The organism is Streptomyces sp. NPDC048057, assembly GCF_040653095.1.
Lineage (GTDB): Bacteria > Actinomycetota > Actinomycetes > Streptomycetales > Streptomycetaceae > Streptomyces.
The window spans coordinates 145,441-158,675 of the sequence record NZ_JBEZNF010000011.1 but is presented as its reverse complement, the minus strand read 5'-3'; the positions used below and the strand labels follow the sequence as shown (position 1 = coordinate 158,675).

Annotated in this window: 12 protein-coding genes; 1 reads left to right on the top strand and 11 read right to left on the bottom strand. The window is 73.7% G+C overall.

From position 1 onward, the window contains the following. Positions 1–111 precede the first annotated feature (111 nt). Entirely contained in the window at positions 112–900 is a 789-nt protein-coding gene (locus tag AB0E05_RS15295) for a GntR family transcriptional regulator (protein WP_361963322.1), read from the top strand. 148 nt (positions 901–1,048) lie between these two features. Here the strand turns inward: AB0E05_RS15295 and AB0E05_RS15290 are convergent, their stop codons facing one another. The 11 genes from AB0E05_RS15290 to bioB form a co-directional block, all read right to left on the bottom strand. Next, positions 1,049–2,206 (bottom strand): ROK family transcriptional regulator, encoded by a 1,158-nt coding sequence (locus tag AB0E05_RS15290; RefSeq protein WP_361963480.1) that lies wholly within the window; start codon positions 2,204–2,206, stop codon positions 1,049–1,051. A gap of 202 nt (positions 2,207–2,408) precedes the next feature. Next, positions 2,409–2,951 carry a G/U mismatch-specific DNA glycosylase gene (gene mug / locus AB0E05_RS15285; protein ID WP_361963320.1) on the bottom strand — a complete coding sequence of 181 codons (543 nt, stop codon included), beginning with the start codon at positions 2,949–2,951 and terminating at the stop codon, positions 2,409–2,411. 13 nt (positions 2,952–2,964) lie between these two features. Beyond that, complete coding sequence (purB, locus tag AB0E05_RS15280) at positions 2,965–4,398, bottom strand: adenylosuccinate lyase (RefSeq protein ID WP_361963478.1); 1,434 nt, start codon at positions 4,396–4,398, stop codon at positions 2,965–2,967. Positions 4,399–4,488: 90 nt separating this feature from the next. Beyond that, positions 4,489–5,271: an SGNH/GDSL hydrolase family protein gene (locus tag AB0E05_RS15275; RefSeq protein ID WP_361963318.1), complete on the bottom strand. Its 783-nt coding sequence runs from the start codon at positions 5,269–5,271 to the stop codon at positions 4,489–4,491. Between the two features lie 136 nt (positions 5,272–5,407). Further along, positions 5,408–6,421, bottom strand: coding sequence for a hemolysin family protein (locus tag AB0E05_RS15270; RefSeq protein WP_361963316.1), 1,014 nt, complete (start codon positions 6,419–6,421; stop codon positions 5,408–5,410). Next, complete coding sequence (locus AB0E05_RS15265; RefSeq protein WP_361963314.1) at positions 6,418–7,779, bottom strand: hemolysin family protein; 1,362 nt, start codon at positions 7,777–7,779, stop codon at positions 6,418–6,420. The genes AB0E05_RS15270 and AB0E05_RS15265 overlap by 4 nt, the downstream gene beginning before the upstream one ends. Positions 7,780–8,055: 276 nt before the next feature. Next, positions 8,056–8,520: a GNAT family N-acetyltransferase gene (locus AB0E05_RS15260; protein WP_361963312.1), complete on the bottom strand. Its 465-nt coding sequence runs from the start codon at positions 8,518–8,520 to the stop codon at positions 8,056–8,058. Between the two features lie 566 nt (positions 8,521–9,086). Beyond that, positions 9,087–9,767, bottom strand: coding sequence for a class I SAM-dependent methyltransferase (locus AB0E05_RS15255; RefSeq protein ID WP_361963310.1), 681 nt, complete (start codon positions 9,765–9,767; stop codon positions 9,087–9,089). A gap of 68 nt (positions 9,768–9,835) precedes the next feature. Further along, entirely contained in the window at positions 9,836–10,579 is a 744-nt protein-coding gene (bioD, locus tag AB0E05_RS15250) for a dethiobiotin synthase (RefSeq protein WP_361963308.1), read from the bottom strand. Then, positions 10,576–11,952 (bottom strand): adenosylmethionine--8-amino-7-oxononanoate transaminase, encoded by a 1,377-nt coding sequence (locus tag AB0E05_RS15245; protein ID WP_361963306.1) that lies wholly within the window; start codon positions 11,950–11,952, stop codon positions 10,576–10,578. Before AB0E05_RS15245 ends, bioD begins: the two co-directional genes overlap by 4 nt. Then, the gene (gene bioB, locus AB0E05_RS15240; protein ID WP_361963304.1) at positions 11,945–13,117 is read right to left on the bottom strand and encodes a biotin synthase BioB; all 1,173 of its coding nucleotides are present in this window, start codon (positions 13,115–13,117) and stop codon (positions 11,945–11,947) included. Before bioB ends, AB0E05_RS15245 begins: the two co-directional genes overlap by 8 nt. Positions 13,118–13,235 lie beyond the last annotated feature (118 nt).

Sequence of the window (13,235 nt, the reverse complement as noted above, 5' to 3'; positions counted from 1 at the left end):
GTCTTGACCAAGGTTCCGGCCCGCCCTATGGTCGCAGGGATAGTGCAGGAACCTTTAAAAAACAAAGGCGCGGAATAGCCGCCGCCGACACGGCGATTGCGGAGGATCAGGGTGGGGACCACGCAGCTGGAATCTGTGCCGGAGCCCAAGTACTGGCAGCTGAAGAACGTGATCGGCGAGGCGCTCGACTCGGACTTCACGGTGGGGGAGATCCTGCCCAACGAGCGGGATCTGGCCGCTCGTTTCGGCGTCGCCCGAGCCACGCTCCGCCAGGCACTGGAACAACTCGAACTGGAGGGCCGTCTCCAGCGCCGCCGCGGCGTCGGGACGACGGTCGCACCCCCGCGCCAGGGCGTGGACGTCTCCACGACGCAGCACGCCTGGCCCGATGCCGGCACGCACGAAGGCTGGCGGGCGTTCGACTGCGACACGGCGACCCCGCCGGCCGCCGTCGCACGGGCGCTCGGCACCGTCCCCGGCGAGGCGACGTACGCCCTGCGCCGACTGCGCACCTCCCACGGCCAGCCGCTGGCCGCTGAGTTGCTGTACGTGCCGGCCGCGTCCGTCCCGGAGCTCTCGGCCATAGACGCCCCCTCCGGCGAGGCCCGTGCGCGGCGCGTCCTGCGCGAACTCCAGCGCCTCGACCTCGAAGGGCAGGACCGCGCGGTCGAGCTGGGCTCGGCCCGGGCCGACGACGCACGGGAGCTGGACCGGCTGCCGGGCGCCCCCGTCCTCGTGGTCACCACCCGGTACTTCTCCGCGGGCCGTACGGTCGCGGTCTCCGTCGCCACCTATCGCGCGGACACCTGCCGGCTGACCTTCGGGGACTCGGGCGACGTACGGATAAGCCACCACGAAGCCGATGTGCACGCGCACGGCGAGGAGCGCCGCGCCTCCTGAAGCGCCCCCCGGAAAGAACAGCGCCCCGGCCCGGTAGCGCACCGGCCGACATCGAAGCCGCCCCGTGGGAGAGATCCCCGGGGCGGCTTCGTGTGCGGTGTCGGTGTCCGATACGTACGGCAGTGCGGTGCGTACGACGCGGTGCGCCTCAGCCGCGCGCCGACGCCCTGCCCTCCACCGCGAACAGCTCCTCCTCGACGTGGTCGAGGGCGATCCGCAGCGCACCCGTCGCCACCGCGGCCTCCCGCAGCAGCGAGAGCACCACCCGCGGCGGGCGCAGGCAGTAGCGCTCCAGCTCGCTGCGCAGCGGCGGCAGCAGGCCGTCCAGCCCCGCGGCCCAGCCGCCGATGACGACCAGCTCCGGATCGAGGGCGAGGACGAGCGCGGCCACGTCGTGCACCAGGCGCTGGATGAACCGGTCGACGGCGGCCTGCGCCCGGGCGTCACCGCCCTTGGCCAGCGTGAAGACCTCCGCCACGGCGTGCTCGTCGAGCGGGCGCAGGGCCTCGTCCGTGGGCGACAGCAGCGTCTCCGGCCGCGATTCGCGGCCCAGCAGGTGCAGCGCGCCGATCTCGCCCGCCGCGCCGCCGAAGCCGCGGTGCAGCCGTCCCCCTATCAGGGAGCCCGCGCCGGGGCTGAGCCCCGCCAGCACGAAGACGAAGTCGTTGGAGTCCTTTGCGACGCCCTTCCAGTGCTCGGCGACGGCCGCGGCGTTCGCGTCGTTCTCCACCAGCACCGGGCAGCGGAAGGAGCGCTGGAGGCGCTGGCCGAGCGCGAGCCCCGTCCAGCCCGGGAGCGCCACCCCCAGCCGTACGGTGCCGTCGGCCTCGACGATGCCGGGGGAGCCGACCCCCACCGCCCGGAGGTTGTTCCGGGAGACGCCGGTGCGCCGCAGCACGTCCGCGATCACCACCCGGACCCGGTCCAGCCGGTCGTCCGCGGACGCCGTCTCGGACACATCCCGGGACGCGGCGCCGATGATGCGGCCGTCGAGGCCGGAGACGAGCGCGGCGACCCGGTGCGGGCCGATCTCGATGCCCAGCAGGTGGCCCGCCTCGACCCGGAAGCGGAACCGGCGCGCGGGGCGCCCCTGGCGTCGGGTGCCGCCCTCCTCCGGCACGCTCTCGGCCACCAGGCCCGCCTCGATGAGCCCTTCCACCACGCCCTCGACCGTGGGTCGGGACAACCCCGTCAAACGGGTCAGGTCCGTGAGCGTGGGGGAGCCCGAGTCCCGCAGCGCATGGAGTACCACCGCGGAGTTGATCCGCCGCAACAAGGACGGGTCTCCGCCGGTCAGCCGCCCCACCGTGTGTCCTTCCAGCCCCGGCTCGAACAGCCCGGGCATATCGTCTGCCGGATGGTACTCGCTGGCCGCGCGGGGCGCACGATCAGGACGTGATCGACGAGGGGCACCGAGACGCCCGGGGCGGCCCGTTGCCCTTGCGTCACGGCAGCCAGCACAGTCCCAGGAGACGGCGCAGCCACAGAAGACAGCGCGGGCACCAGGCTCACCGGGAGTCCTCCCGCAGCCGTGCGTACTCCTCGGCCATCGTCTGCGCCGTCCAGTGCGCGTTCAGCCCGCTCGGATTCGGCAGCGCCCAGATCCGCGTCCCGCCGATCCGCCGCTCCTGCGGACCGATGCGGGCCTTGGGGTCCCCGAAGGCCGTGCGGTACGCGGTGACGCCGACGACCGCGAGCCACGCCGGTCGCAGCCGCGCGACCTTCGCCGCCAGCAGCCGGCCGCCCTCGCGGAACTCCTCCGCGCTCACCTCGTCGGCGCGCGCGGTCGCCCGCGCCACCACGTTGGTGATGCCGAACCCGTACGTCAGCAGCTCCCGCTGCTCGGCCGGCCGCAGCTGCCGGGGCGTGAACCCCGACAGGTGCAGCACCGGCCAGAAGCGGTTGCCCGGGCGGGCGAAGTGGTGGCCCGTCACCGCCGACATCAGGCTCGGGTTGATCCCGCAGAACAGCACGGAGAGCCCCGGCGCCACGACGTCGTCGATGACGCCGTCGCGGGCGGCCCGGAGCTCTTCGGGCGGCGGCAGGGACACCGGCGACTCAGGATCAGAGGATCGCGCCGGGCGCGTAGCCGGCGGCGTCCGAATGCCGCTCGACGACCTCCTCGACGGCCCGGACCACCGCGGCGACCTGGTCGGCCGCGGCGCCCGTGAAGGACAGCTTGTCGGCCATCAGGCCGTCCAGCTTCGCCCGGTCCAGCGGGATGCGCTCGTCCGCCGCCAGCTTGTCCAGCAGCTCGTTGCGCTCGACGCCCTGCTCGCGCATGGCGAGCGCGGCGGACACCGCGTTCTCCTTGATGGCCTCGTGCGCCACCTCGCGGCCCACTCCGGCCCGCACCGCGCCCATCAGCACCTTGGTGGTGGCCAGGAACGGCAGGTAGCGGTCCAGCTCCCGGGCGATGACCGCGGGGAAGGCGCCGAACTCGTCGAGGACGGTCAGGAAGGTCTCCAGCAGCCCGTCCAGCGCGAAGAACGCGTCCGGCAGCGCCACCCGGCGCACCACCGAGCACGACACGTCGCCCTCGTTCCACTGGTCGCCAGCGAGCTCGCCCGTCATCGAGGCGTAGCCGCGCAGGATCACCATCAGGCCGTTGACGCGCTCGCAGGAGCGGGTGTTCATCTTGTGCGGCATCGCGGACGAGCCGACCTGGCCGGGCTTGAAGCCCTCGGTCACCAGCTCGTGGCCGGCCATCAGCCGGACCGTCTTGGCCAGCGACGAGGGCGCCGCGGCCAGCTGCACCAGGGCCGAGACGACGTCGTAGTCCAAGGAGCGCGGATAGACCTGGCCCACCGAGGTGAACGCCCGCTCGAAGCCCAGGTGGCCGGCGACGCGCTGCTCCAGTTCGGCCAGCTTCGCCGCGTCCCCGCCCAGCAGGTCCAGCATGTCCTGCGCCGTGCCGACCGGGCCCTTGATGCCGCGCAGCGGATAGCGCGCGATCAGCTCCTCCAGCCGTCCGAACGCCACCAGCAGCTCGTCGGTCGTCGTCGCGAAGCGCTTGCCGAGGGTGGTGGCCTGGGCGGCGACGTTGTGCGAACGGCCCGCCATCACCAGCTCGGCGTGGTCGGCCGAGAGCCGGGCGAGCCGGGCGAGCACCGCCACGGTGCGGTCGCGCACCAGCTCCAGGGAGAGCCGGACCTGCAACTGCTCCACGTTCTCCGTCAGGTCCCGGGACGTCATGCCCTTGTGGACCTGCTCGTGGCCGGCGAGCGCGTTGAACTCCTCGATCCGCGCCTTCACGTCGTGCCGGGTGACCTTCTCGCGCTCGGCGATGGACGCCAGGTCGACCTGGTCGAGCACCCGCTCGTAGTCGGCCACTGCCGCCTCGGGCACATCGACCCCCAGGTCGCGCTGGGCGCGGAGCACGGCGAGCCAGAGCCGGCGCTCCAGCACCACCTTCTGCTCGGGGGACCACAGGGAGGCCAGCTCGGCGGAGGCGTAGCGGCCGGCAAGGACGTTCGGGATGCGGGGCTTCGCAGACACAGCAGTCACGTGGCCGCATTCTACTGTCGGTTTGCGCAGGCCAGCGCCCCGGTCCCGGTTGTGCGATCCTCCAGGGCGGCCGACGGGGGACTACGGGCCGGGCGGCGGCTCGTAGGGGAGCAGCTCGGGCCGCTTGGCCGGGCGGCCGTCGCCCGAGGAGCGGCCGGTCAACCGACGGCCGATCCAGGGGCCCAGATGGCGTCGGGCGAACCGCACGTCGTCCGTCCGGCGCGCCAGCCACGCCGGCGGTACGGCCGCCGGCAGCGGGGCGCCCCAGTCCTCCCGCGCCGCCAGCCCGAGGGACTGCCAGACCGCCTCGGCCACCCGGCGGTGCCCCTCGGCCGTCAGGTGCAGCCGGTCCGCGTCCCACATCCGGGGGTCGCCCAGCACCGGCGCGCCGTACAGGTCCACCACGACCGCGCCGTGCCGCTCGGCCAGCACCGCGATGTGGGCGTACAGCTCCTCCATCCGGGCGCGGCCCATGTCCAGCACCGGGCCGTGGCGCCCCGGGCTGCGCATCAGCACCAGCTGCCGACAGGAGGGCGCCAGGGTCTCCACGGCCTCCTCCAGCAGCCCGCAGACCCGACCCATGTCGACCCGGGGCCGCAGCACGTCGTTCAAGCCGCCGACCAGCGTCACCAGGTCCGCCCGCATCCCGGCCGCGGCGCCGATCTGGTCCGTCACGATCTGCCCGATGAGCTTGCCGCGCACGGCGAGGTTCGCGTAGCGGAAGCCGGGCGACCCGGCGGCGAGGCGGGCGGCCAGGAGATCGGCCCAGCCGCGGTAGGAGCCGTCGGGCAGCCGGTCGGACATGCCCTCGGTGAACGAGTCGCCCACCGCGACGAAGCTGGTGAAGTCGGTGATCTGCGCCATGGTCGATCGATCCTACCGGGGTGCGGACCCGCGCCCGGGGCGCCCGCGGAAACGGCGGAGCGGCCCGCCCCGAGCCCCGCAAGGGGGGTACGGAACGGGCCGCTCGCCTCGTCGGCGTGCGCCGCGGCGGTACGGGTCAGTCCGAGCGGCCGACCAGCTCCCGCAGCACGTCCTCCATGGTCACCAGGCCCTCCGGCGTGCCGTCCTCGTTGAGGACCGCCGCCAGGTGGGTCCGGCTCCGCTGCATCGCCGTGAGCACGTCGTCCAGCGGGGTCACCGCACGGACCCGGGCGATCGGCCGCATGGCCGCGACCGGGAAGGCCACGTCGCGCGGCGCCGCGTCCAGGGCGTCCTTCACATGGAGGTAGCCGAGGATGGTGCGGCTGGAGTCGATCACCGGGAAGCGGGAGAACCCGGATTCCGCGGAGAGCTGCTCCAACTGCTCCGGAGTGGTCCCCGCCTGCGCGTACACCACCCGCTCGGCCGGCATCACGACGTCCCGCACCGGGCGGCGGCCCAGCTCCAGGGCGTCCCGCAGCCGCTCGGCGGCGCGGTCGTCCAGCAGACCCGCGTCACCCGAGTCCACGACCATCCGGGCGAGGTCGTCGTCCGAGAAGGTCGCCGCGACCTCGTCCTTGGTCTCCACCCGCAGCAGCTTCAGCAGGGTGTTGGCGAAGGCGTTGATCGTGAAGATCACCGGTCGCAGCGCCCGGGCCACCGCCACCAGCGGCGGGCCGAGGATCAGCGCGCTGCGGGTGGGCTCGGCCAGGGCGATGTTCTTCGGCACCATCTCGCCGAGGAGCATGTGCAGATACGTGGCCAGCGCCAGCGCGATCACGAAGGAGATCGGGTGGATCGCGCCTTCCGGCACGCCCAGCGAGTGGAAGACCGGCTCCAGCAGGTGCGCGATGGCGGGCTCGGCGACGATGCCGAGGACCAGCGTGCACAGGGTGATGCCGAGCTGGGCCGCGGCCAGCAGCGCCGACACGTGCTCCAGGCCCCACAGCACGCTGCGGGCGCGGCGGTTGCCCGCCTCGGCCTCCGGCTCGATCTGGCTGCGGCGCACGGAGATCAGGGCGAACTCGGCGCCCACGAAGAACGCGTTGACCACCAGGGTCAACAGACCGATCAGCAACTGTACGGCGATCATCGGCCGGCCTCCCCGGTGCTCGCGGCGGACGGGCCCTGCTCATCGGACTCGACGGGCAGGGGCGCGTGCAGCAGCACCCGGGCGGCACGCCGCCCGGCCGCGTCCACCACGTCCAGTCGCCACCCCTGGAGGTCGATCCGGTCGCCCTCCACCGGGATGCGGCCGAGTTCGGTGGCGACCAGACCCGCGAGGGTCTCGTACGGACCCTCCGGGACCTTCAGGCCCACCCGCTCCAACTGGTCGGTGCGGGCGGCGCCGTCGGCCGACCACAGCGTGCGACCGTCCGCGTCCCGGCCCGCGGGGGCCAGGTCGGACGTCTCGTGCAGGTCGTGCTCGTCGTGCACCTCGCCGACGACCTCCTCGACGATGTCCTCCATCGTCGCGACGCCGGCCGTACCGCCGTACTCGTCGATGACGACGGCCATCGTCGACCGGCCGCCGAGCTGGTCGAGCAGTCGGTCCACGGTCAGGGTCTCGGGCACCAGCAGCGGCTCGCGCAGCACCTCCGAGACGCTCAGTCGGGGACGCAGCTCGGCCGGGACGGCCAGCACGTCCTTGATGTGGGCGATGCCGACGACCGTGTCCAGGTTCCCCCGGTAGACGGGGAAGCGGGACAGCCCGGTCGCCCGGGTCGCGTTGGCCACGTCCTCGGCCGTCGCCTGCACCTCCAGGGCCGTGACCTGGACGCGCGGGGTCATCACGTTCTCCGCGGTCAGGTCGGCCAGGTTCAGGGTGCGCACGAACAGCTCGGCGGTGTCCGCCTCCAGCGCGCCCTCCTTGGCGGAGTGCCGGGCGAGCGCGACCAGCTCCTGCGGGCTGCGCGCCGAGGCCAGCTCCTCCGTCGGCTCCATGCCGAGCCGGCGCAGGATGCGGTTGGCGGTGTTGTTGAGGTGGCTGATCAGGGGCTTGAACGCGCCCGTGAACAGCCGCTGCGCCGGCGCCACCACCTTCGCGACCTGGAGCGGCGACGAAATGGCCCAGTTCTTGGGGACCAGCTCGCCGACGACCATCAGGACGACCGTGGACAGCGCGGTGCCGAGCACGAGCGCGATCGACGACGCGACGGAGGGGGAGAGGCCCAGGTCCTCGACCGGGCCGCGGATGAGCTTGGCGATCGACGGCTCGGAGAGCATGCCGACGATCAGGTTCGTCACGGTGATGCCGAGCTGCGCACCGGAGAGCTGGAAGGTGAGGCCGCGCACGGCCTTCAGGGCGCTGGCGGCGCCGCGCTCACCGCGGGCCGCGGCCTGTTCGAGGTCGTTGCGCTCGACGGTGGTGAGGGAGAACTCCGCGGCCACGAAGATGCCACAGGCGAAGCAGAGCAGCACCGCCACGAAGAGGAGGAGCACTTCGGTCATCGGGTCACCTCCGTCCCATGATCGGGCAGGGACGCAAGGGCCGCGCGATGTCGTTCGGAGCTGTTGACGGGTCTGCTACTGGGAGGCTCGTCCATGGACGGGACGCTCACACCTTTCGTTGGGAAGGAGCTGTGATCCACCCCATCGTAAAGGATCGGCAAAGTGGCGACGGGGGGACCGGCGGGGCTGAAGCGGAACGGACCGGGCACCGCCCCGCGGGGGTGCCCGGTCCATCGTGTCATTCCCGCCCCACGGCCTCCCGCCGTGGCCCGGGCATCACGCCCCGTGGGCGGCGCCGGCGGACGCGGCGCCGGCGGTCCCGTACGGCTTCACCCAGCGCCGCCAGTGGTCCTCCCGGTGGTACCCGGCCGCGGCCCACGCCCGCTGGGCCCGCTCGTTCACCTCCAGCACCATGGCGTCCCCGCGCCGTCCCCCGACGGCGGCGAACCGCTCCTCGGCGGCCTCCAGCAGCACCTTCGCGACGCCCTGCCGACGGTGTGCCGGCAGCACCGCGAGCCGGTACAGCGAGCAGCGCCAGCCGTCGAAGCCGGCGATCACCGAACCGACCAGCCGCCCGTCGGGCGTCTCGGCCAGGATCAGGGCGGCGGGGTCGCGGTCGATCAGACGGGTCACGCCGTCGACGTCGTCCGTGATGCTCGTGCCCTCAGCCGCGGTTTCCCAGAAGGCGAGGACGGTCTCGGCGTCGGCGGCATCGGCGTTGCGAATGCGCAGGTCTTCCATGGCCCGACCCAAGCACGGCCCGCCCCGGCGGTGCCACCGGCTTTCCCACCCCTCGGGCAGCGGCGGCCATGCCCCGCGTGGCCCTTCCGGCAGCGCCGTCGCCTGGGCGGGCGGCGCATGGCGCCCGTGAGGGGTACGCGGTGATGGCGTCTGCGGCCCGTCTGTGGCTTGTCGCGCAGTTCCCCGCGCCCCTGATCGCTTCCCCCGTCACTTGTCCGCGATCTGATGGGCGCCAGTTCGCGTCCCCCAGCCTCCCTGGAATCCGTCCGCGACCCGCAGACGGGAAGTGGAGGCAGCGAATCAGGGGCGCTGGGCCCCCACGCCCCTCCGGGCGTAGGGGGCGGAACTGCGCGACAAGCCACTGATGGGCGGCAGGTATAAGTGACCGGGGTAGCGAGTCAGGGGCGCGGGGAACTGCGCGACAGGCCCACCACCGGGCCGCAGACGCCATCACCGCACACACCCCACGGCGCCACCGCGCCCGTCGAGGCAACGGCACCACCGCAGGGGCACGGCGGCTCCGTCCACAGGCGCATGCGAAGCCTTTGCGCAGCTGAGCGCGTCGGTCAGTCCGGGGCCGCGAAGGGCTTGCGGGCGATCCCGAGCACGCACGGGGACGACGGCACCTGGAGACCCCGCTCCGGCACCCTCAGCCGTCGGTGCGCACCCAGTTCCAATCCCGCCGCCTCGATCGCGGCGAGGGTGTCCCGCGCGGTGTGGCAGCCGCCGAACAGCCAGGGCCACACCGTGCGGTCCAGCGCCCGCTGGGTCCGGGCCATGCCGCGGGTCGGCGCCAGGACGTGCTCGAAGAACCGCAACTCGCCACCGGGGCGCAGCACCCGCCGGACCTCCCGGAGCGAGCGCGGCAGGTCCCGTACGGAACACAGCACCAGCGAGGCGACCACGACGTCGAACGCCTCCGACTTCACCGGGAGCGCCTCCGCCGCGCCCGGGACCACGTCGACCGGGACCTCCGCCCGGCGGGCCGCCCGGCGCGCCAGCGCCCGCAGCGTGCCCTCCGGCTCGATGGCCACGACCTCGGAGACCGCCGACGGGTAGTGCGGGAAGTTCAGGCCGTTGCCCGCGCCGATCTCGATCACCCGCCCGGAGACGCCGGCGAGCAGCTCCTCCCGGTGGGCACCCACCCCTGCCCGCTCGTCGGCGGCCACGCTGAAGCGGGCGTAGAAGCGGGCGAAGACCGGGTGGTGGACCGCGTCGCGGGGCGCGGTCGGCTGGGACCGGGGCATCACGGGCCTCCTCGAAGGGGGCGGTGCGTCACGGCCATTCTCCCCCGCGCCGGGGCCCGGGACACTACTCAGTGCCGGGGCGCGCCCACCGGCGGCGGGGGCGCCGCCGACGCGGTGAACGCCGCGATGTCCAGGCGCCCGCCGAGCGCCGGCGCCAGCCAGTCGGCGGCCCGCCCGCGGAACAGGTCGGGGGAGAGCCCGCCCGCGCCCTCCGGTACGGCCCCGAGCAGCGGCGCCCCCGCCACCGTCGGCAGGTCCGCCAGGTTGCACCGCGCCGCGAGGTCGGGTGCCGCGGGCCAACTGCCCACGACCACACCGAGTTGGCGCACGCCCCGGGCGCGCAGCGCCTCGCCCGTGAGCGCGGCGCCGTTGAGGGTGCCGAGGCCGGCCGGTACGACGACGAGGACCGGCGCGCCCAGCAGCCGGGCGGCGTCCGCGAGCGTGCCGCCCGCCGCGTCGAAGTGCACCAGCAGTCCGCCCGCGCCCTCCACCAGCACCAGGTCGTGCTCCGTCGCGGCCTTCTCCACCGCGTCCGCCACGTCCTGCGGCCCCACCGTCGCGGCACCGGCCCGGTGCGCGGCGGTCGCCGGAGCCAGCGGCTCCGGGTAGCGCGCCAGCTCCAGCGTGCCCACCCCGCCGACGAGCCGGGCCACCTCGCCGACGTCGCCGGGCTCGTCGACCCGTACGCCCGTCTGGGCCGGCTTCACCACGGCGACGCTCCGGCCGCGCCTGCGGGCGTTCGCCGCGATCGCCGCGGTGACGACGGTCTTCCCGATCTCCGTCCCGGTGCCCGAGACCACGATGACGTTCATGTGTCGCTTCCGTTCTTCCGTCGAGTCGGCTCAGCCCGCGGCCACGGCCGCCCGGCGTCCGCCGCTGCGGCCGTCGATGCCGACGCCGCCGCCAGCACCGCCGTGCAGACCGTCGCCAGGTCCTCGTCGTCCATCACGAACGGCGGCATGACGTACACCAGGTCCCGGAACGGCCGCAGCCACACGCCGTGCCGCAGCGCCGCGTCCGTGGCCGCCGCCATGTCGACGGCGTGATCGAGCTGGACGACGCCGATCGCGCCGAGGACGCGCACGTCGACCACCCCGGGCAGGGCCGTCGCGGGGGCGAGCCCCCGGCGCAGCGCGGACTCGATGCGCCGCACCTCCCCGGCCCAGTCCTGCGACAGCAGCAGGTCGACGGAGGCCAGGGCGACGGACGCGGCGAGCGGGTTGGCCATGAACGTCGGACCGTGGGCGAGCACGGGCACCTCGCCCTGCGAGATGCCGTCGGCCACCCGCGAGGTGCACAAGGTCGCCGCCATCGAGAGATAGCCGCCGGTCAGCGCCTTGCCGAGACACAGCACATCGGGGCTCACCCCCGCCTGCTCGGCGGCGAAGAGCGTCCCGGTGCGGCCGAAGCCGGTGGCGATCTCGTCGAAGACGAGGAGGACGCCGTGCTCGTCGCACGCCTCGCGCAGCACCCGCAGGTACGCGGGGGAGTGGAAGCGCATCCCGCCCGCGTTCTGCACCACCGGCTCGACGATCACCGCCGCCAGCTCGTGGGCGTGCCGGGCCACCAACTCCCGCAGGTGGTCCGCGTACGCCTGCTCGTACGCCGCCGGCGGTGCGTCCGCGAAGACCTGCTCCGGCAGCACCCCGCTCCACAGCGCGTGCATGCCGCCGTCGGGGTCGCACACGGACATCGGCTGCCAGGTGTCGCCGTGGTAGCCGCCGCGCCAGGTCATCAGCCGTCGCTTCGCGCGGTCGCCGGTCGAGCGCCAGTACTGGAGGCACATCTTGACCGCGACCTCGACGGAGACCGAGCCCGAGTCGCTGAGGAAGACGTGCCGCAGCGGCTCGGGGGTGATCTCCACCAGGCGTTCGGCCAGCCGCACGGCGGGCTCGTGCGTCAACCCGCCGAACATCACATGGCTCATCCGCTCCAACTGACCGCGCGCCGCCTCGTTCAGGACGGGGTGGTTGTAGCCGTGCAGGGCGGACCACCAGGACGCCATGCCGTCGACGACCTCGCGGTGCCCGTGCACCGGCGTCGCCAGCCGCAGCCGTACGCCCGCGGCGGACTCCACGACCAGCGGGTCCGCGCGGCCGGGCATCGGCCCGTACGGATGCCACACGTGCGCCCGGTCCAGCGCCAGCAACTCGGCGACGTCCACGGCGGGCGGGGCCTCAGGCATTGGGGGCCACCTCGGTGCCGGCGCCCCGGCGGCGCACCGCCACCAGGTCCGGGCGCCCGGCGTCCGTGCGCTGGCCCGCGCCCTCCTCGGACCCCTCAGCGCCCTCAGCGTCCGGGACGTCCGGTCCGGGGGCCGAGCAGGGCGAACCGCAGCCGCCGCCCGCCCGGTGCGTCGGCAGCGTCGTCGTGCCCGCGCCCTCCACTTCGAAGCCAGCGTCCGCGATCATGTCGAGGTCCGCCTGGCCGGCCTGCCCCTCGCTGGTCAGGTAGTCGCCGAGGAAGATGGAGTTCACCACGTGCAGCGCGAGCGGCTGCAGGGTGCGCAGATGGATCTCGCGCCCGCCCGACAGCCGCACCTCCACGTCCGGGCAGACGAACCGCACCATCGCGAGGATCCGCAGGCACCGCTGTGGGGTGAGGTGCCACTCCTTCGCGAGCGGGGTGCCCTCGAAGGGGATGAGGAAGTTCACCGGCACCGAGTCCGGGTCCAGCGCGCGCAGCGCGAACACCACGTCGACCAGGTCCTCGTCGCTCTCGCCCATGCCCGCGATCAGCCCCGAGCACGCCGACAACCCGGCGGTCTGCGCCTGCCGCACGGTGTCGACCCGGTCCTCGTAGGTGTGGGTGGTGGTGATCTGGCCGTACGTCCCCTCGGACGTGTTGAGGTTGTGGTTGTACGCGTCGGCGCCCGCCGCGCGCAGCCGCTCCGCCTGCCCCGTGGAGAGCAGCCCGAGACAGGCGCACACCTCCACGTCCTCGTTCTGCTCCTTGATGGCCTCGATGGTCTTCGACACCCGGTCGACGTCCCGGTCCGTCGGCCCGCGCCCGCTGGCGACCAGGCACACCCGCTTCGCGCCGCCCGCGACCCCGGCCGCGGCGACCTCGGACGCCTCGTCCGGCTTCAGCCAGGTGTACTTCAAGATGCCCGCCGTCGACCCCAGCCGCTGCGAGCAGTACGAACAGTCCTCGGGGCACAGGCCCGACTTGAGGTTGACGAGGTAGTTGAGCTTCACCCGACGGCCGAACCACTGACGGCGCACCCGGCCCGCCGCGGCCACCAGGTCGAGCACGTCGTCGTCGGAGGTCGCCAGGACGGCGAGCGCTTCTTCCCGGGTCGGCAGCTCGCGCCGCAGCCCCTTCTCCACCAGCGTGTCCAGAAGGTCCATGGCGCCGATCCTGGCCTACCGAACTCCTCCGGGGAAAGTCGAAACCCCACAACAGCGCCGCGACGAAGTGTGTGTATGACCACATGGGTTACCCGGGCGCCGGCGATTAGGGTCTGTG